At 70.0% G+C, this 19,993-nt stretch carries 13 protein-coding genes and 2 pseudogenes; 12 read left to right on the top strand and 3 right to left on the bottom strand.

What is annotated here, in order from left to right:
* Positions 1-173 precede the first annotated feature (173 nt).
* From ABZU52_RS23330 to ABZU52_RS23290, 9 genes are all read left to right on the top strand, one after another.
* Positions 174-1,496 (top strand): extracellular solute-binding protein, encoded by a 1,323-nt coding sequence (locus ABZU52_RS23330; protein ID WP_354973108.1) that lies wholly within the window; start codon positions 174-176, stop codon positions 1,494-1,496.
* On the top strand, positions 1,497-2,474 hold the full coding sequence (locus ABZU52_RS23325) for a sugar ABC transporter permease (RefSeq protein ID WP_354973107.1): 978 nt from the start codon (positions 1,497-1,499) through the stop codon (positions 2,472-2,474).
* A complete protein-coding gene (locus ABZU52_RS23320; protein ID WP_354973106.1) occupies positions 2,471-3,325 on the top strand; it encodes a carbohydrate ABC transporter permease in 855 nt (284 codons plus the stop codon). The genes ABZU52_RS23325 and ABZU52_RS23320 overlap by 4 nt, the downstream gene beginning before the upstream one ends.
* On the top strand, positions 3,322-4,155 hold the full coding sequence (locus ABZU52_RS23315) for a TIM barrel protein (protein WP_354973105.1): 834 nt from the start codon (positions 3,322-3,324) through the stop codon (positions 4,153-4,155). The genes ABZU52_RS23320 and ABZU52_RS23315 overlap by 4 nt, the downstream gene beginning before the upstream one ends.
* Complete coding sequence (locus ABZU52_RS23310) at positions 4,152-5,330, top strand: Gfo/Idh/MocA family oxidoreductase (protein WP_354973104.1); 1,179 nt, start codon at positions 4,152-4,154, stop codon at positions 5,328-5,330. Before ABZU52_RS23315 ends, ABZU52_RS23310 begins: the two co-directional genes overlap by 4 nt.
* 8 nt (positions 5,331-5,338) lie before the next feature.
* Entirely contained in the window at positions 5,339-6,193 is an 855-nt protein-coding gene (locus tag ABZU52_RS23305; protein ID WP_354973103.1) for a sugar phosphate isomerase/epimerase family protein, read from the top strand.
* Positions 6,194-6,422: 229 nt separating this feature from the next.
* The gene (locus ABZU52_RS23300) at positions 6,423-8,666 is read left to right on the top strand and encodes a discoidin domain-containing protein (RefSeq protein ID WP_354973102.1); all 2,244 of its coding nucleotides are present in this window, start codon (positions 6,423-6,425) and stop codon (positions 8,664-8,666) included.
* 260 nt (positions 8,667-8,926) lie between these two features.
* Entirely contained in the window at positions 8,927-9,736 is an 810-nt protein-coding gene (locus ABZU52_RS23295) for a DUF1996 domain-containing protein (RefSeq protein WP_354973101.1), read from the top strand.
* A gap of 718 nt (positions 9,737-10,454) precedes the next feature.
* Positions 10,455-11,096, top strand: a complete 642-nt coding sequence (locus ABZU52_RS23290) for a DedA family protein (protein WP_354973100.1) — start codon at positions 10,455-10,457, stop codon at positions 11,094-11,096.
* Positions 11,097-11,241: 145 nt separating this feature from the next.
* Here ABZU52_RS23290 and ABZU52_RS23285 read toward each other — a convergent pair.
* Positions 11,242-11,652, bottom strand: a pseudogene (locus ABZU52_RS23285) (DDE-type integrase/transposase/recombinase); the annotation flags it as partial.
* Between the two features lie 308 nt (positions 11,653-11,960).
* Positions 11,961-12,851: a LysR family transcriptional regulator gene (locus ABZU52_RS23280; protein WP_354973099.1), complete on the bottom strand. Its 891-nt coding sequence runs from the start codon at positions 12,849-12,851 to the stop codon at positions 11,961-11,963.
* Between the two features lie 85 nt (positions 12,852-12,936).
* Between ABZU52_RS23280 and ABZU52_RS23275 the strand changes: the two genes are divergently transcribed.
* From ABZU52_RS23275 to ABZU52_RS23265, 3 genes are all read left to right on the top strand, one after another.
* Positions 12,937-14,208, top strand: a complete 1,272-nt coding sequence (locus ABZU52_RS23275; RefSeq protein ID WP_354973098.1) for an MFS transporter — start codon at positions 12,937-12,939, stop codon at positions 14,206-14,208.
* Between the two features lie 553 nt (positions 14,209-14,761).
* On the top strand, positions 14,762-17,992 hold the full coding sequence (gene lysX, locus ABZU52_RS23270; protein WP_354973116.1) for a bifunctional lysylphosphatidylglycerol synthetase/lysine--tRNA ligase LysX: 3,231 nt from the start codon (positions 14,762-14,764) through the stop codon (positions 17,990-17,992).
* 168 nt (positions 17,993-18,160) lie between these two features.
* Complete coding sequence (locus ABZU52_RS23265; protein WP_354973097.1) at positions 18,161-19,270, top strand: alpha/beta hydrolase-fold protein; 1,110 nt, start codon at positions 18,161-18,163, stop codon at positions 19,268-19,270.
* Between the two features lie 72 nt (positions 19,271-19,342).
* Here the strand turns inward: ABZU52_RS23265 and ABZU52_RS23260 are convergent.
* Positions 19,343-19,627: pseudogene (locus tag ABZU52_RS23260) on the bottom strand (transposase); the annotation flags it as partial.
* Positions 19,628-19,993 lie beyond the last annotated feature (366 nt).

Raw genomic sequence — 19,993 nt, 5'->3', positions numbered from 1 at the left:
TTCATGCACATCAGCAGAGCATCGATGGCAATTAATGGCAACCGATTGCCACCCGGTTTCCGTGGTTGTTACGTTCCCTCGCACGGTTCATCGAACCGGGGGAATTCCCGGGCGTCTGGCTATGTGTTTTCCACACCATTCCTCTCCGGACAGCCACCACCCAAGGAGCAGAGATGAACGCCACCCGCGCACTTCTCGCGGCGGCCCTGGCCCTCACGGTCGCCATACCCGTCACCGCCTGCGACACCGGTAGCTCCGCCGAGGACGGCAGGACGCTCAACGTGCTCATCGCGGCGAACACGATCTATCCCACGGAGCAGAAGCGGTGGTTCGCCGACGTCTCGGCGAAGTTCCAGCAGCAGGCCGGGGCGAAGGTCACGTTCGAGACCTTCGCCAGTCCCACCGACGAACTCACCAAGATCCAGACATCGATGCTCTCCGGGCAGGGGCCGGACATCTATGCCCTCGGCACCACCTTCACCCCGACGGCATACTCCACCGGCGCCTTCGTCGACCTCACCGCCGACCAGTGGACGAAGATAGGCGGCCGGGACCGGTTCCTGCCGGCCACCCTCGGCATCTCCGGCCCGGACGCCACGCACGAGGTCGGCATCCCCTTCAGCAGCCGCCCGTTCGTCATGGCGTACAACAAGGAACTGCTGGCCGCGGCGGGCATCGACAAGCCGGCCAGCACCTGGGACGGCCTGCGGCAGCAGGCCAGACAGCTGACCGGGGCCGGCAGGTACGGCCTGGCCGTGGCCTACGGCGACGGCTTCGACCCGTGGAAGTTCATCTGGGCGATGAGCATCCAGGCCGGCAACCCGCTGGTCTCCGACGGCAAGGCGCGGCTGACCGATCCGGTCACGGTCAAGGCCTACCAGACGTACCTCGGCTGGCTCGCCACCGACAAGGTCGTCGACCCGGCGGCGACCGGCTGGAAGAACGCCCAGGCCATCGCCGCGTTCGGCGCCGGCAAGGCCGCCTTCCTGCCGATGGTCTCGGCGACCTCGAAGGTCACGCTGGACAAGTCCGCGGTCGCCGGCAAGTACGGCTACGCCGTCATGCCGACCGTCCCGCCGGGCGCCACCAGCCTGCCGCCGGGCGGCGTCGGCGCCACCAGCATCCTCTCCGGTGACAACCTGGTGATCGCCAAGTACAGCAAGAACCAGGACCTGGCGCTGCGCCTGGTGAACATGCTGACCACCGCCGAGTCGCAGGAGGCCTACTACCGGACCTTCGGCGAGTTGCCGACGAACGCGGAGCTGGCGAACCGGCTGGTCGCCGACCCGGCGCTCGCGGCCATCGTGGACTCCGCGTCGAAGGCGCACGGCACCCCGTTCCACGGCGGATGGAGCAAGGTGCAGCTCGCACTGGTCAACGTGGTCGTCCAGTCGGTGCCGAACCTCGCCGCCGGCAAGGTCGACGACACGTCCCTCAACGCCCTGCTCACCCAGGCCCAGTCCGAGGCGCAGGCCGCGCTGGACAAGGCGAAGTAGATGACGGTCACCGACCCAGCGACGGCGGACGCTCCGGGCACCGGCGATGCGCGTCGGGCCGGGGTGGCCCGCCCGTCCCCGCCGCGCCGCCGTCGCGGCGCGACCGCCGGCGGTGCCGCAGTGTGGCTGCTCGCGCCCGGCGGCCTGCTCACCCTGACCGTCATCGTCGTGCCGTTCGTCGTCGCGCTGGTGATGTCGCTGCTCGACCTCGACCAGTACACCTTCCGGCAGTGGCTGTCGGCGCCGTTCGTCGGCGCCGGCAACTACGTCGAGGCGGTGGGCCGCACCAGCCTGCCGCACGCCATCTGGGTCAGCGGGTCCGCGGCGGTGATCGCGACGCTGCTCGCGTTGCCGCTGGGGGTCGCCGCCGCGCTGACCACCCACCGGCCGTTCCGCGGGCGGTCGCTGGTCCGGTCCCTCTACCTCATCCCGTACGTGCTGCCCGCCTTCGTCGTCGGCACCATCTGGCGGATCATCCTGCAACCCGACGGGGTCGCCAACCAGGGCCTGGCGACCCTGGGCATCGCCGGCGGCCTGTGGCTGAACGGGCCGAAGAGCTACCTTGCCCTGATCGTCGTGCAGGCCTGGTCGGGCTGGCCGCTGGTCTACCTGCTCGCCCTGGCCGGCCTGCAGGGCATCGACGACAGCCTGCACGAGGCCGCCGCGCTCGACGGCGCGCAGTGGCAGGCGAAGCTGCGCCACGTCGTCCTCCCGCTGCTGCGCCCCCCGGTCGCGCTCGCCGCGATCATCTCGCTGCTGCACATGGTGAACAGCTTCACCCTGCCGTTCGTGCTGTTCGGCGTCCCGAGCCCGCACGACGTGGAGGTGCTGCCGGTGCTGACGTATGTGGAGAGCTTCCAGAACCTGCGGTTCGGGCTGAGCGCGGCGATGGCCGTGATCTCGCTGGTGCTGATCCTGGTCCCGCTGCTGGTCTATCTGCGCACCGTCAGACTCGACGCGCCGGAGGCCGCCGCATGAACTCCGTGCTTCGCCTGCTGCCGCGACCACTGCAGATCGGCCTGACGGTGATCCTGCTGACCATCGTCGGCGCGCCGGTCGGCTACGTCTTCCTCGCCTCGGTCAACACCGACCTGGCCGTGGCCGCCGGTGAGTTCTGGCCGGAGCGGGTCAGCGTCGGCAACTACGTCCGGATCTGGTCGACCGTTCCGCTCGGCCGGGGGCTCGCGAACAGCCTGCTCGTCGCCGGCACGGTGGCGGTGACCTGCGCGGCGGTCGCGGTCTTCTCGGCGTACGTCCTGGTACGGCACCGGTTCCGGGGCCGGCGCACCGTGCTGCGCGCGCTGCTGGGCATGCAGTCGATCCCCGGCACGCTGCTGCTCCTGCCGGTCTTCGTGCTCTTTGCGACGATCGGCAACAGCCTCGGCGTGCCGACGATCGGCACCCGGTGGTCGCTGGTCGTCACCTACCTCACGTTCGGGCTGCCGTTCTCCACCTGGATCATGGTGACCTACCTGCGTGAGCTGCCCGGCGAGCTGATCGAGGCCGCCCGCGTGGACGGTGCCGGGAGCTGGCAGATCCTGGTGCGTGTCGTCATCCCGCTGAGCTGGCCGGGCCTGGTCGTCGCGGCGATCTTCTCGTTCCTGCTCGGCTGGAACGACGTGCTGTTCGCCTCGGTCATGACCGACGTGGACACCCGCACCGCGGCGGTCGTGCTGCAGGTCTTCGGCGCGGCGCAGGAGGGCGGGGCGATCCCGCCGTACGGGCAGATGATGGCCGCCGCCCTCGTCTGCGCGGCCCCGGTGGTCGCCCTCTACCTCGCCTTCCAGCGGTACATCGTCGGTGGGCTGACCGCGGGAGGTGTGAAGTGACGGCGTGGACGCTGTCCGGCTTCGGCGACGAGATCGATCCCGACCCGGCGGTGCAGCTCGCGGTGCTCAGTGCCCTCGGTGCCCGGCACATCGAGGTGCGCAGCGCGTGGGGCACCAACGTGGTGGAGCTCGGCGACGCCCAACTGGACGCCCTGGCGGAGGCGGTCGACGCGCGCGGCATGGCGGTTTCGGCGGTCGCGTCGCCCGTCGGGAAGGTCGACGTGACCACCGAGGACGGCGGTGAACTCGACCGGCTGCGCGCCGCCGTGGCGGCCGCGCACCGGCTGCGCAGCCGGTACGTCCGGATCTTCTCGTTCTACCGCCCGGCCGGGGTCGCGCCGGCCGAGATCCGCGCGGCGGTGCTGGCGCGGATGCGGGCCTTCGCGGCCCTCGCCGAGGACTCCGGCGTCGTGCTGCTGCACGAGAACGAGAAGGACATCTACGGCGATGTGCCGCGGCGGGTCGCCGACCTCGTCGAGTCGGTCGACTCGCCCGCGCTGCGCGTCGCCTGGGACAACGCGAACTTCGTGCAGGTCGGGGTGCGGCCCTACGACGACGGGTACGCGCTGCTGCGCCCGCACCTGGAGTACCTGCAGGTCAAGGACGCGATCGCGGCCACCGCCGAGGTCGTGCCCGCCGGCCACGGCGACGGCCAGCTGCTGCGGACGCTCACCGCGCTGCGCGACGACGGCTATGCCGGCTTCGCCTCCCTCGAACCGCACCTCGCCAGCCAGCACGACCTCGGCGGATTCTCCGGCCCCGCCGAGTTCGGCCGGGCGGCGCGCGCGTTCGTGAACCTCACAGCCTCGATAGGAGTGCATCTTCGATGACCGTCCTCAACGTCGTGATCACGGGTAGCGGGGTCATCGCCCGCACCCACGCCGGGGCGATCCTGCGGCACCCCGGGCTGCGCCTCACCGCGCTCGCCGACCCGGACCCGCAGGCCAACGACCGGCTCGCCGGGTGGATTGGCGAGCAGGGCGGCCCGCCGCCGGCCCAGTACGCCTCGCTGGGCGAGGCCCTCGCCGCCGAGGCGGCGGACCTGGTAGTGGTCTGCACGCCCAGCGGTACGCACGCCGACCTCGCCGAGGAGGCCCTCGCGGCCGGCGTGCACGTGCTCGTCGAGAAGCCCCTCGATGCCTCCCTGCCGGCGGCCCGCCGCATCGCCCGGGCCGCCACGGACGCCGAGGCGGCCGGTCAGGTCTGCGCGGTGGTCTGCCAGCACCGGTTCGACCCGGCGAGCGTCGCGGTCGCCGCCCGGGTGCGCGCCGGCGACCTGGGGCGGCTCACCTCAGCGGTGGCCAGCGTGCCGTGGTGGCGGGGCCAGCGGTACTACGACTCGGCGGGCTGGCGCGGCACCTGGGAACAGGACGGCGGCGGCGCCACCATAAACCAGGGCGTGCACACCGTGGACCTGCTGCTGTGGCTGTTCGGCCGGCCCGAGGAGGTGTTCGCCTACACCGGCGTCCTCGCCCACGAGCGGGTCGAGGTGGAGGACGTCGCCGTGGCGGCGATCCGGTTCGCCGACGGGGCGCTCGCCGTGCTGCACGCCACCACCGCGGCGTACCCGGGCCTCGGCGTGCGGTTGCAGGTGCACGGCTCGCAGGGGTCCGCGGTGATCCACGACGACCAGCTGGAATACCTGCACACCGCCGACGGCCCGGACCCGTCCGCGTACGCCGACGGGCCCGACCGGTCCGGCGACGCCGTGCCACCGTCGCAGCTGCGGGGGGCGACCAAGCCCGACGACGCCTTCGTGACCGGGCACCTGCGGCAGTACCACGACACGGTCGAGGCGATCCTCGGCGGGCGGCGACCGGGGGTCACGGCGGTCGAGGCGCTGCTCGACGTCGCCGTGGTCAAGGCGGTCTACCTCTCCGCGCACCTGCGTCGGCCGGTGTCGGTGCCGGCGGTGCTGGCCGGCGACTTCGACGACGTGCTCGCCGTCGTCGAGGGCTCCGCGGCCACGGTGTCGTCCGTCCTGCGGGCGGGGGTGGCGCGATGAGGTGGTCGGTGTTCACGGCGTCCACGCCGGACTGGACGCCGGAGGAGACGGTCGGGCAGTTGGCCGCGCAGGGCTGGGACGGTGTCGAGTGGCGGGTCACCGACCAGGAACCGGCCCGACCGCCCGGGTTCTGGGCCGGCAACCGGGCGACCGTCCCGTTGACCGGGCTGGAGGGTGAGCTGACCCGGATCGCCACGATCACCCGCGAAGCCGGGCTGGCGCTGTCCGGGCTCGGGGCGTACGTGCCGGCGGCCGACCACGGCAACGTCGAGCGGGTGTTGGCCGCGGCCGCCGCGCTGGGCGCGGAACGGGTCCGGGTGACCATGCCGCAACTGGGCAGCGGCGACTATCGGGAGCTGATGGCCGGCACCCGCCGGGATCTGGCGTGGATCGCCGGGCGGGCGGCGGAGCACGGGGTGACCGCGCTGGTCGAGCTGCACCACGGCACCATCGTCGCGTCGGCGTCGGCGGCGATGCGGCTGCTCGACGGCCTGCCGCCGGAGCATGTCGGGGTCATCCACGACATCGGCAACCTGACCATCGAGGGGTTCGAGGATCCGCTGGCCGGTTTCCAGCTGCTCGGCCCGTACCTGGCGCACGTGCACGTGAAAAACGTCGCGTGGCGGGTGAGCGGGACCCGCCACGACGGGGGACCGCGCTGGTCGGCCGAGTGGGCGCCGTTGCGGGAGGGGCAGGCCGACCTGGCGGCCTATCTCGGCGCGCTACGCCGGGTCGGCTACGACGGGTGGGTGACGGTCGAGGACTTCTCCACCGCCGTGCCGCTGGCTCAACGGACCCGGGACAACCTGGCCTACCTTCGGGAGTTGGACCTTCGGGTACGCGCGGAGAAGGCGGGACGCTGATTCCGTGAATTGACGGGAATTCATGATCTGTGGTTCCGGTATCGATCGAGTGTGGCAAATGTTGGCAACCGATTGTCGGGCCCGGATGGCGCCCATAGTGTCCAGACAACCGCCACTGGTGCGCGATCCGTGGGCCATCGTCCAGGGCCCCTCGGTACCCGTCCCCACGGAGCCACCGCCGCCTGGCCGTCGGCGGTGGCTCCCATCCTGACCCCATCAGGGAGATGTCATGCAACGCTCCGTCAGCAGGGCGAGCCGGACCGGCAGACGCCGGTCCGCGCTCGCCGCGGCCGTGTCCGGGCTGGCCGTGTTCGTCACCTACGCCCTCGCCGTGACCACCCCGTCCGCCACCGCCACCGCCGCCGCAGCCGGCTGCGGCACCGCCAACGTCGCACTGAACCGGCCGGCCACCGCGTCGTCGGTGGAGAACAGCCGGCTGTCGGCGGCCAACGCCGTGGACGGCAGTGCCACGACCCGCTGGTCCAGCGCGTTCAGCGACCCGCAGTGGCTCCAGGTGGACTTCGGTGCCAGCACCGATGTCTGCGAGGTCGTCCTCACCTGGCAGACGTCGTACGCGAAGGCGTTCCAGATCCAGGTCTCACCCGACGGGGTCGGCAACTGGTCGTCGCTCTACTCCACCGCCACCGGCAGCGGCGGTACGCAGACCATCCCGGTCAGCGGCACCGGCCGCTTCCTGCGGGTGTACGGCACCACCCGGGCTACCGGCTACGGATACTCGATCTTCGAGCTGGTGGTGCACAGCGGGTCGACGCCCACGACCCCACCACCCACCACCGCGCCGCCCACGACCGGCCCGCCCATTCCCGGTGGGGGCGACCTCGGCTCCAACGTCGTCGTGTTCGACCCGTCGATGTCGTCGTCCAGCATCCAGTCGAAGCTGGACCAGGTGTTCGCTACGCAGGAGACAAACCAGTTCGGCACGCAGCGGTACGCGCTGCTGTTCAAGCCCGGCTCGTACACCGGCCTCAACGCCCAGTTGGGCTTCTACACCTCGATCGCCGGCCTCGGGCAGAACCCGGCCGACGTGCAGATCAACGGTGACGTCACCGTCGACGCGGGCTGGATGGCCGGCAACGCGACGCAGAACTTCTGGCGTTCGGCGGAGAACATGTCGATCACTCCGGTGTCGGGCCGTGACCGGTGGGCGGTGGCCCAGGCGGCGCCGTTCCGGCGAATGGACGTGCACGGCGGAATGACCCTCGCCTCGCCCAACTGCGGGTGGGCCAGCGGCGGGTACATCGCTGACAGTCGGATCAGCGGCACGGTCAGCCCGTGCTCGCAGCAGCAGTGGTACACCCGGGACAGTCAGGTCGGCGTCTGGAACGGCGGCGTCTGGAACGTGGTCTTCTCCGGTGTGGCCGGGGCGCCCGCCAACACGTTCCCGAAGCCGCCCTACACCGTCGTGCCAAAGACCCCGGTCAGCCGCGAGAAGCCCTACCTGTACACGGACTCGTCGGGCGCCTACCGGGTGTTCGTCCCGTCCCTGCGTACCAACAGCTCCGGCGTCACCTGGGCGGCCGGCAACACCGCCGGCACGTCGCTGCCGCTGACCCAGTTCTACGTCGCGCACCCGGGCGACTCGGCGGCCACCATCAACAGCGCGCTCGCGCAGGGCCTGAACCTGCTCTTCACCCCGGGGGTCTACCACGTCGGCCAGACCATCAACGTGACCCGGCCGGACACCGTCGTGCTCGGCCTGGGCTTCGCCACCCTCATCGCCGACAACGGGGTCACCGCGATGAACGTGGCCGACGTCAACGGGGTCAAGGTGGCCGGGCTGCTCTTCGACGCCGGCACCATCCGGTCGCCGTCGCTGCTCCAGGTCGGCCAGAGCGGCGCGAACGCGGACCACGCCGCCAGTCCGATCTCGCTCCAGGACGTGTTCCTGCGCGTCGGCGGCGCCGGCCCGGCCGCCGTCACCAACGCCCTGGTGGTGAACAGCAACAACACGATCATCGACCACATCTGGGCCTGGCGTGCCGACCACGGCGCCGGGGCCGGGTGGACCACGAACCCGTCCGACACCGGCCTGGTCGTCAACGGCGCCGACGTCACCGCGCTCGGCCTGTTCGTCGAGCACTTCCAGAAGTACAACGTGATCTGGAACGGCAACGGCGGCCGGACCATCTTCTTCCAGAACGAACTGCCCTACGACCCTCCGAGCGCGGCAGCCTGGTCGCACGACGGCATCACCGGCTACGCCGCCTACAAGGTGGCCAACTCGGTGACCAGCCACGAGGCCTGGGGGCTCGGTAGCTACTGCGTGTTCACCGCTGACCCGTCCATCGCCGCTTATCACTCCTTCGAGGTTCCGGTCAATCCCAACGTCAAGTTCCACGACGTGCTGACGGTGTCCCTGGGCAAGGGTTCGATCACCCACGTCATCAACGACACCGGTGACGCGGCCCTGCCATCCTCCGTGACCCCGCACAACGTGATCAGCTACCCGTGAATCATCGAATGTCCGGCCGACCCGGGTCGGCCGGACACCCCTGTGCGGGTTATTACGCGGCACCGTCGGCCAGCCCCTTTGGCAAACTGATGGCAACCAATTGTTTCAATCTCGGGCCATTGTTAGCTTTTTAAAAATAGATGCTCGTTCCTACGTCCAAAGGAGATCCGATGAGCATCAGGTCGCTCTTGTCCAGAGCCGTTTCGGGAGGGCGGCGGAGAGTTGTCGCCAGGCCACTCGCCGCGGTTTTCCTGAGTGTCGTGGTAATCGCCGCGGTCGGTGGAAACGGCACGGCGTTCGCGGCGGACGACCCGCCCTTCGCGCAGTATCAGGAGGCGCACGCCAACTGCGACGTCAACCACCGGCTCAGCGACGACCCGATCGTCTTCCCTGGTCTGCCCGGTGCGTCGCACAACCACACGTTCATCGGCAACCCCACCACCAACGCCAACTCCACCCCGCAGTCCCTGGTCGGTGGTGCCACGTCCTGTCAGGACACCCTCGACGCGTCCGGTTACTGGTTCCCGACGCTGTTGCAGAACGGCGCGCCGGTGCCGAACAGCATCGTCACCGTGTACTACAAGTCCGGGGTGAAGGACTACCGCACGGTCAAGCCGTTCCCGGCCGGGTTCAAGCTGCTCGTGGGGGACGTGAAGACGCCGGACGCGGCGCACTTCGGGGGCAGCTGGTCGTGCACCGGCTACAAGGGCAACGACTGGCCGGCCTCCTGCCCCTCCGGGTCGTCCCTGGTCGTGCGCCTCAAGGCGCCGAGTTGCTGGGACGGTGTGCACCTCGACGTGCCCGACCACAAGTCGCACATGGCCTGGCCGGTGAGCGGGGTATGCCCGGCCGACCATCCCGTCCCGCTGCCGATGCTGGAGATCAAGCTCCCGTACCAGCTGGCGGGCACCAGCACCGCCGGCCTGGCATATTCCTCGGGGGCCAGCTACTCATTCCACTACGACTTCATGAACGGGTGGAATGCGGCCCGCCAGGCCTATGTCGTGGCCTACTGCATCAATGGGGGTCGGCAGTGCAACGGTTACGGTGAGGATCCCAAGAAGCCGTAGCGTTCAGGTGGCGTCGATCGTGGCCGGTGCTCGGTGTCGAGCGGGAGTCGTCCGGCCACGATCGGCTGCCTCCGGTAGCGGCAGGCCCCGGCGTCCCGACCATCCGCCGCCTCAAGATATTTACGCTGATCAATTGAATGCCATTGACATCCGCGGTCGGCAGGGTTAAGAGTGAGTTGCGCCGGAGAGCGCTCTCTCGCGAGTTGGCCGGCCGCGTTGTCGCGCTCACCGCCCACGACGCGGCACTCCGGAGGCCCTCGCCGGCGGGTACGCCCACGCATTCCTCGCCATCGCCGTGGTTCTTGTCGGCGTTGCCACGACGGCCATGCCCCCGCCCGCGCTCCTGGGGCTCCGGGCGTCGGGGCTGGCGACGATCACCACACCCGGCCATGGACAGCCGGGCCATGATCTAACAGGCAAGGGCATCGTCATGGGCGAGTGCCGCTGTACGGCCTAACTCCCGGCGCAAGGGCCAGCGACGCTGGAACGCCAGCTGACTGCCCACCTTGACTTGCCCCTCGGCCTGCCTCAACCAGCGCGATCGAGATCAGCGGGCCGTCACCGGCGAATAGCCGTGCCACGAGCGGAGCCGGGCGTCGCCCGCTCGGCGGGTTCTGAGCGCGGGACCGGCCAAAGCAACGCAGCGGGTCGTTGCCGCGGCGGGACGGGTCCGGCCGTCACCGGGCGTAGATCCGGGTCGCGGGGTGACAATCGCCGGATGGACCGGGTCCTGAACGTGCTGGTGGCGCTGCCGCCCGCCCTGGTGCTGGCCTTGAGTTTCCTGCTGCCGGCGTTGGAGGCGTCGACCTTCCTCGGCCTGGTCGTGCCGGGGGAGGTGGCCGTGCTGGTCGGCGGCGTCCTCGCCCACGACGGGAGGCTGCCGCTCTGGGCGGTGGTGGCCACCGCGCTGGGTGGGGCGGCTCTCGGCGACCAGGTCGGTTACCTGGTTGGCCGCCGCTACGGCCGTCGGTTGCTGGACCGGACGCCGCGCCGGTTCGTCCGCTCGGGGGAACTGCGCCGGGCGCTCGACCTGGTCCGCCGGCGGGGCGCCCTGGCGGTGGTGCTCGGCCGCTGGGCGGCTGCACTGCGGGCGCTGGTGCCGGGCCTGGCCGGCATGAGCGGGATACCGCAGCGCACGTTCACACTGGCCAACGTTACCGGCGGGGCGGTGTGGGCGTTGACGGTGGCCGTGCTCGGTTACCTGGCCGGCGCCTCGTACCGGCTGCTGGAACGGCGGCTCGGCCTGGGCGGGGAGGTGCTGCTCGCGGTCGTGGCGCTGGTGATCGCGGTACGGATCTGGGGCGGCCGGCGGGCGGCGCGCCGTGAGCGGCCTGCCCTGAAAGCCGACGAGACCCAGTGACGGCCCGGGGTCGGTGACGGCCGGGGCACCCGGCGGACGGCTCTTGCGGATGGCCGGAGGGCGTAGTACTGCAACGGCAGTAGGCGAATCGGCGCCGTTGCGTTGTGGGATCGGCAGACGTGTCGAACCCTTCTCGGGTTCGTGGTCAGATCGCCTGGGCGAGTTCGGTAAACGCTGCGGCGACCCGTGTAGCCGGCGGGGCGTCGACGGCGAGTTCGTAGTGTCCGCGGCGGAGGTTCTGCATGAACGCGTGCCCAGCGATGATCACCTGTGCCGTCTTGTCCGTCCGTAGACCGCGCATCGGTCTCAACCGGTGTTTCAGCTGGCTGTGATCAGCCTCGATCGGATTGTTGGCGTACCGCTCGACGTGGTGCCACGCCTGCGGGATCAGCTCGTCCAGGACGCCGGGGTAGACCGCCGCGGCGTCGGTGACCACCTCCGCGGGTGTCACCTTCAACGTCGACAGCACCCGGCGGAAGAACCGCCGGGCCGCGTCGGCGTCGCGACGTGCCGAGACCAGCACGTCGATAACCTGCCCGTACTGGTCGACCGCCCGGCGCGCGAGTGTGTGTGTGGCGGCAGCCGCACAGCACGGCCCCATCTCGATCACATCGTTGGTGACATACCACGAGGTTTCCTGATGCCGACGCCACTCGGGTCCCGGCAACCTGTCCCGATCGATAATGAACGACACCACCCCGGCCGCAGCTGCGGCCTGACCATCACACCGGAGCCGTCCAGGGAATCGGGAGAAGCACACGGGGTCTCTGGGGCGACTCCAGCATCCGCGGAAAGTCTGGGCGCAGCATCGGACCGTGGTGCCGACCTGCTGAGAAGAAGCTGCGACTGTCGGCCGATCGCCGCTCAGCCCGGGGCGCGGCAGGCGCTCACCACGCGTTCGCGCAGCCAGCGGTGCGCGGGGTCGGCGTCCAGCCGCACGTGCCACGTCAGTGACACCGTCACTTTCGGTGCCGGGAACGGCAGGTCGAAGGAGTGCATGCCCTGCCACAGGTTCTCGGTGTGCCGCCGGGGGATCGTGGCCACCAGGTCGGTGGCCCGCGCGAGCGCCACCGCCGCGCCGAAGCTGTCGACGATCGTCACGACGTCCCGGTGCCGTCCCGCGCCGCGGATCGCCTCGTCGATCGGGCCTTCGTTCAGACCTCGCCGGGAAACGTGGACGTGGCGTGCGGCTGCGTAGCGGGCTGTCGTCACGTTGCCGGTGCTCAGCGGGTGCGCGGGGCGGACCACGCCGACGAAGCGATCAGTGAACAGCGGCAAGCTCCGCAGTTCCGGCGGCACACCGTCGAAAACGCCGATCTCGAGGTCCACACCGTCGCGCAGCGCCTTGGTGTCCGGCCGGGTCCTCTGCAGGAACCGCAGGCGTACGCCGGGCGCCTCGGCGCCCACCCGGGCCACCAGGTCGGGGCCGAACCGTTCCACGAACCCGTCGCTGCTGCGTACCGAGAAGCTGCGGGTCAGCGTCGCCGGATTCAACTGGGCAGCCGGCCGCAGCACTTCCTCGGCGTCGCCGACCAAGGCGCGTACCCGGTCGCGCAGCTCGAGGGCGCGGGGAGTGGGGACCAGCCCCCGGCCGGAGCGCACCAGGAGCGGGTCGCCGGTCGCGCGCCGCAGCCGGCCGAGCGCGCGGCTCATCGCCGACGGGCTGAGGGCGAGCCGCTCGCCGGCCCGGGTCACGTTGCCCTCCTCGAGCAGGACATTCAGGGTGACGAGGAGGTTGAGGTCGGGGCGCGCCATCCGAAGATGATATGGCGTTGCGTGCACAGGTCCTTTGCCATCTTTGCGCGTTCCGCCATGCTGGGATCGCTCCTACGGTCGGACCGTGATCACCTTCGCCCCGCGCCGTTCCGCGCTCGTCCCCGTCCTCGCCGCCCTGTCGGCCACCATGCTCCTGCCGTCCTTGGGCACGAGCATCGCCAACGTCGCCCTGCCGGCCATGGCCGCCGCCTTCGATGCCCCGTTCTCCCGGGTGCAGGGCGTCGTGGTGGCCTATCTGCTGGCCGTGACGGTGCTCATCGTCATCGCCGGCCGGCTCGGCGACCTGCTCGGCCGGCGCCGGCTCCTCATCGCCGGCGTCCTGCTCTTCACCGTCGCGACGCTGCTCTGCGGGCTCGCCCCAACCCTGCCGGTGCTCATCGCCGCGCGGGCACTGCAGGGCGCCGGGGCCGCCGGCATGATGGCCATGACCATGGCCCTCGTCGGCGAGACGGTGCCCGAGGCGCGCACGGGCAGCGCCATGGGCCTGCTCGGCACCATGTCGGCCGTAGGCACGGCACTGGGACCGTCGCTCGGCGGCGTCCTGGTCGAGGCCCTCGGCTGGCAGGCCGTCTTCCTCGCCGTCGCGCCGTTCGGCGTCGTCACGCTGGTGCTGACCGCGCATACCCTTCCCCGGCCAGCTGTGCCCGCTGCCTCGCCTGGGAGGCGGTCGCCCCTGCTCGACCTGACACTGCTGCGCGACCCCGCCCTGGCGGTCGGCCTCATCACCACCGCGCTGGTCTCGACCGTCATGATGAGCACCCTGGTGGTGGGCCCCTTCCACCTGTCCGCGGCGCTGGGGCTGAGCGCGGCGCTGGTCGGGCTCGTCATGTCGGCAGGGCCGGCCGTGGCCGCGCTCACCGGTGTACCGGCGGGCCGGGCCACCGACCGGTTCGGGGCGCGCGCCATGGTCGTCACCGGCCTGGCCAGCGTGATCGCCGGTGCGTCGGTCCTGTCCGTGATGCCCGCGTCCGCTGGCGTGGCGGGTTATGTCCTGCCACTGGTCGTCGTCACCGCCGGCTACGCGGTGTTCCAGGCGGCCACCAACACCATGGTCATGCGGCACGCCGCGGCAGACCGGCGAGGTTTGGTGTCCGGGCTGCTCAATCTGTCGCGCAACGTCGGGTTGATGTCCGGCGCCTCCGTCATGGGTGCGGTGTTCGCCGCCGCCGGCACCGGCGACGTGACGGGTGCGGCCCCGGCGGACGTGGTACGCGGTACCCACGCGACCTTCGTCGTCGCCGCCGTCCTGGTGAGCCTCGGCCTCGGCCTGGTGTTGATCACAACTCGTCGACCTGGCGGTCCTGGCCCGGGCACACCGCGCCGATCGCGAGCGTGATCAGTTCCTGGGCGTCCACGGAACAACGCCCACCGCGTAGATCATCGAAGATCATGGTGTGCGCCCCCGGCCCAGGCTGGCAGCAGAAGCGGACATAGCTCTCATTTCGTGGTAATGGACACTGGCGAGAGCATGGACCACCGATCCTGAATCCTCGCTGAAGACCGCTGCCAGGACTCTTCAGGATGTCGGGGGGCGCGCTTGCGGCCACCGCCGCGGCCCGGGTCTCGCCTCGTCCGGCCGGAGGGCTTCAGGTTCCCCTCAGCGTTACGCCGCATCCTGGTCTCGGCAGCTCTTTGTCCTGCGGCTGGCAGCAGCCGTGTCGCGGCCACCACACGACGCGATCGGAGAGCACGATGATCTGGATGACGGTCGCCGAGCAGCTTCGGCGACACCGGAGAGGACGTCGACGAGATCACCCACGTGAGCGGCGTGAGCCCTCGAGCGGCGGCTGGGACGCCGCCGTCTGTGGATCAGGTTCGCTTCGTCGTGGCCGTGCCGTGCGGGTAGGCAGTTCTTGACCGGGCAGCGTAGCGTCGCCGGTCGGCTGTTGATGAGCCTGTACGCTGCCGCGACGCCTCTCGCGCTCGCGGTGCTGGTGTTGGGCCGCCGGGCACATCCGACCACTCCTGAGGTGGTCATGGGCCTGCTGAACGTTCCCGTCGCTGGGACGTTTCTGTCGGTCGTGGTGCTGGCTCTGGTCACCGGTGCGCTGATTCTGCGCAAGCGGGCCGCGCTGTGGATCGTCGCCGCTTTCCAGATGCTCGGCGTCTACCTTGGAATGGTGGCTCTCCTGCCGGGTCGGCCCTGGCCGCTGATGGAGGTGTGGGAGTCTCGCGGCGACCTCGGCCGAGGCTTGGACATCGCCTCGATGCTGATCGCGGTCGGCGCGCTCGGTCTGCTGTATCGGCTACGCGCCGAGTTCTGCGCCAGGTTCCGACCCGGGTCGTGGTCGAGCGCCGCAGTCGTGCTGATCACCGGCACCGCCGCTACCGTGCTGCTCACCTGGGTCCTGCTTCATCTGACGCGTAGTGATGGCGTTTCCTGGCGTGAGGTGCTGTTGACCGGGTTGCGGGCCCTGTCCGGGTGGTCGGGTCGGCAACCTGCGACGGCGGGGCTCGACGATATGGTCGCCGCGGCGCTCGGCCTGACGGTGCTGGCGGCGATGGCCGCCCTTCTGCACTCAGCCCGCCCGGCCACGTCGTGGACGCCGGAGCAGGAGATAGCGGTGCGGCGCCTCGTGGCCGAGCACGGGGCGCGGGACTCTCTGGCCTACTTCGCGACCCGTCGGGACAAGGCCACGATCTTCGCTCCCGACGGCTCCGCCGCCATCACGTATCGGGTGGTGGCAGGGGTGAGCCTCGCCTCAGCCGACCCGATCGGGCGTCGCGAGGCCTGGGGACGAGCCATCGAGGCGTGGCGGAGCGAGGCGCGTCGCTACGGCTGGGTGCCTGCGGTCATGTCGTGCAGCGAAGAGGGCGCGACGGCGTACGCCGCGCACGGCCTCGGGGTCATCGGAATGGGAGACGAGGCGATCCTGGATCCGGGGCGCTTCGATCTGAGCCGCGTGTCGATGGCATCGGTGCGTGCCGCGGTCCGTCGCACGCAGCGAGCCGGCCTGACCGTGCGACTGCGCCGCCAAGACTCGATCACGCCGGCGGAATTGAACGAGATTGTTCGCTGTGCACAGGAGTGGCGGGGGGCGGACCAGGACCGCGGTTTCTCCATGGCCTTGAACCGGGCCGGCGACCCCGCCGACGGCGCCATCCTGCACGTGACCGCTCACGACGGCAGCGGAGCCCTTGTCGGGCTGCTCAGCATGGTCCCGTGGGGTACCGCCGGGGTGTCTCTGGACGTGATGCGACGCAGCCCACAGGCCCCCAACGGGGTAACCGAACTGATGGTCAGCGAGCTGATGAACCACGCCCGTGAACAGGGCCTACGCCGCGTGTCACTGAACTTCTGCATGTTCCGCAACATCTACGCGGACGCCGATCGCATCGGCGCGCGGCCGCTGACCCGGGCCGGTTCCGGCGTGCTCGGTGTCCTCGACCGGTTCTGGCAGCTCGAGCGCCTCTACCGGTCAAACCAGAAATACGAACCCCAGTGGGTACCCCGCTTCATGTGCTACGAGGACGCGCTGTCGCTGCCGCACGTCGCGCTTGCCGCCTCGGTGGCCGAAGGCTTCCTACCGTGGCCGTCGAGCGCTCACCCGGGCTCGCTGGACGCCGAGCAGCTGAACCAGGTGAGGGCCATCGACGCAGCCGCCCGGGACGTGTCGCAGGTGCAGCCACGCCGATCCGGCCAGACCTGGCACCGACTTGGACACCTCAGTCAACTACGGTCGATGGGTCTCGATCCCTACGTCGCGGGTGGCGTAGCACCCGAGTACCACGTCGCCGATCTGCTGAGATCGTGGATGACCGGCCGTAAGGTCGTCGTGTCCGGTCGCGTTATCCGGCCGCGCCGTCACGGCGGGGTCGTGTTCGCCGGCCTCCGCGACGACGACGCCGAGGTGCAGCTGCTCCTCGAGCGCTCCCGCATCGGGGTTGAGTCGCTGCAAACCTTCGCCCGGCTCATTGACGACGGCGACCTCATCCGGGTATCAGGCCGCTTGGGATTCTCGCGCAACGGCACCCCGAGCATTCTCGCGGAGTCGTGGACCGTCGAAGCCAAGTGCCTGCATCCGGTGCCGTGGAGGTCATTCACCAACCCTCAGGCACGGATGCGCGATCGCTCCATGGATCTGCTGGTCAACGCCGAGGCGCTGAACCTGGTGCGGGCACGGTCCGCCGTCGCCACCACGGTGCGCGCCCTTCTTCAGCAGGAGGGCTATCTCGAAGTCGAAACCCCTGTGCTCACCGCGATCCACGGGGGTGCCAGCGCGCGACCGTTCCGCACCCGCAGCAATGCCTACGGCGTCGACCTGACCCTGCGCATCGCCCCCGAGCTGCACCTCAAACGCCTGATCGTCGCGGGCATCGGACCGGTGTTCGAGCTCGGCCGCAACTTCCGCAACGAAGGCGCCGACTCCACCCACAACCCCGAGTTCACCTCCCTGGAGGTCTACCGACCGTACGCCGACTACACCGTCATGCGTCATCTCGCTGAACGGCTCGTCAAGCAGGCAGCGACCGCCGTCCACGGCCGGGAGGCTCTACCGCTGCCACCGGCCGGACCTGGCGCACCCGCGCCAGTGAACTTGGTCGACATCAGTGGGCCCTGGCCGGTCGTGCCCGTGCTCGACGCCGTGAGCAAGGCAGTCGGAACACCCGTCGACCTGACCATGGATCCGGACGAGCTGGTAACTCTGGCGAACCAACACGACGTCGCGCTGCGCGCCGACATGGGACCTGGGGCGATCATTGAAGCGCTCTACGCCCGGCTGGTCGAACCCGCCACCATGACACCCACCTTTTACACCGACTTCCCCGTGGAAACCTCACCCCTGACCATGCCGCACCGAACTATTGCGGGTCTGGTCGAACGCTGGGACCTCGTCATCGCCGGGATGGAGATCGGAACGGCCTACAGCGAACTCACTGACCCCGTCGACCAGCGGAATCGGCTCACCGAGCAATCGGCTAGAGCAGCAGCTGGCGACCCCGAGGCGATGGAACTCGACGAGGACTTCCTCCACGCCCTGGAAATCGGGATGCCTCCCACTGGGGGTCTCGGCATCGGCGTGGACCGCCTCGCCATGGTGGTCACCAACACGCCCATCCGATCTGTGCTCGCGTTCCCGTTCGTCCGCCCCGCACGGGATCAGGCCACCGAACAGTGACCATCGTCTTCCGAATTGCGGTTCAGTCGACCCTCTTAATGGTGTCACGGCGGCAGACGAACAGCGCCAGCCCGGGGATCTCGTCATGCACGTCCCCCTGGCCAGGTGGGGACTCCGCCGCCCCACCTCACGGTGCCGCACCCTTCATCGACAAGGAGGGCTGACGCCGTGGGTTTGACCAGCTCGGCGTTTTTCGTAGCGGTCTGCTTCCTTGCAGTTGGCATGCTCGCCCTCGCGGTGGTCGACAAGCCTCGCCCTCGTCGCACGGACCTGCAGATGCTCACACGCGCCGCCCGCGTGGTCACCGTCAGCGCCCTGGCCGTGCTTCTCTGCGGCCTGGCGCTGAACAACCAGTACCTGTTCTACACCTCATGGGCCGACCTGCTCGGATCGTCAGGCCACGCGACAACGCACACGATCGGCGACGCCGCCGCCGCGCAGACGTCGCGTCTTCCCGGCGCGGGTCTAGCGGGGCAACAGACCCCCGGTCGGCTCCCTGTTCTGCCGGCACCCGGTCAGAGGCTGCAGAGGTACACGGTGCCCTCGCCCGATGTCGGCGGGGCCGCCCAGGTGCTGGTCGAGTTGCCGGCCGGCTACGATCCCGCCAACGTCCGAACCTACCCGGTCGTCATCGGCCTGCACGGCTTCCCCTCCACGCCCGACTCCTACGTCAGGACCGGGATCCTCTCGGCGCAGGACCGCCTCGTGAGCCAGCATCTGCTTGCCCCCAGCATCGTCGTCATCCCGCAGATCAACGTCCCCCGCTCACTGGACACCGAATGTGTCGACGGCGGCCCCGGACAGCCACAGACCGGCAGCTGGCTTTCCCATGACCTCCCGCGGTGGGTCGTCGCGCACTTCCGGGTGCGCACCGATCGCCTTTCCTGGGCCACAGCGGGTTACTCCTACGGCGGATGGTGCGCTGCCTCCCTCGGCCTTCGACACCCCGACCTCTTCGGCGCCGCCATCGTGTTCCAAGGCTACTTCCGCCCCGACTTCGGCACGCACTACATCCCGACCGCTTCTGACCTGGCCCAATACGACCTCGTTCGGCTCGAGTCACGGCATCCGGTGCCGCTCTCCATGTGGGTGATGACGTCGGGGCAGGACAGCCTCTCCCATCCGAGCACCGCGCAGTTCCTGCGCGTAGCCCGTTCTCCCACAGCCGTCACCGCGACCGTGCTGCCCGAGGGCGGACACCGAACCGCCGTGTGGCAGCCACTCATCACGCCCGCGCTGACCTGGCTGGGCCGCACTCTCCCGGGCTTCCACGCCTAGCTGCGGTCAGGCATGGTCGGCTTCGCCGACGGGTGGCGGTCAGTTGCGTTTCAGGCCGGCGAAGATGACCTCGAGGCGGCGTTGCCGCTTGCGCACGATCTGCGGCTCGAACGTCCCGGCGGCGTCGCGTGGCACCCGGACCTCGACCGGCCCGACGTCGGTGAGCACGGTCTTGGTCCGGCTGCCGTTACGGGTGTTCCCGCTGCCACGACCTGCAGGGTCGTGTTTGTCGTAGCCGACGTGGTCGGTGATCTCACCGTCCAACGCCGACTCCAGGACACGCTTGGTCAGCTGCTGCAGCAGCCCGCCCTCACCGGTCAGCTTCAGCCCGTCACCACGAGCCCGATCGACCAGCATAGCGATCAACTGCTCATCCGTGACCGCATCCGCCGGCCTGGCGGCCGGCTCCTGCCCCGAGGTGATTTCGGTCGTCAGCTGGCGTCTCTCCCTTGATCGGTCGATCAGCCGTCATATTCGTGCAGTCCCTGTACTGGGTCGTCACCGGACCAGACCAGTAACGAACAGCTCACCCCAGCGCCGAGTACCGCAAACGGCCTCAACCGGCTGGCACCGAAGGCGCCGACGCCCTGCGCTACCCGACCTTGACGACCCCGCCGATCCTGACGACCAGGACAGCCACGAACCCCTCGGCCTCGACAAGCGCGACACCGTCGGCTGACACATCACCGGAGCGGCCCGAGAGCAGTACCTCGCTCTCGGGCC

The sequence above is a fragment of the Micromonospora sp. NPDC005220 genome, assembly GCF_040607895.1.
Lineage (GTDB): Bacteria > Actinomycetota > Actinomycetes > Mycobacteriales > Micromonosporaceae > Micromonospora.
This window is presented reverse-complemented; position numbering and strand designations above follow the sequence as displayed.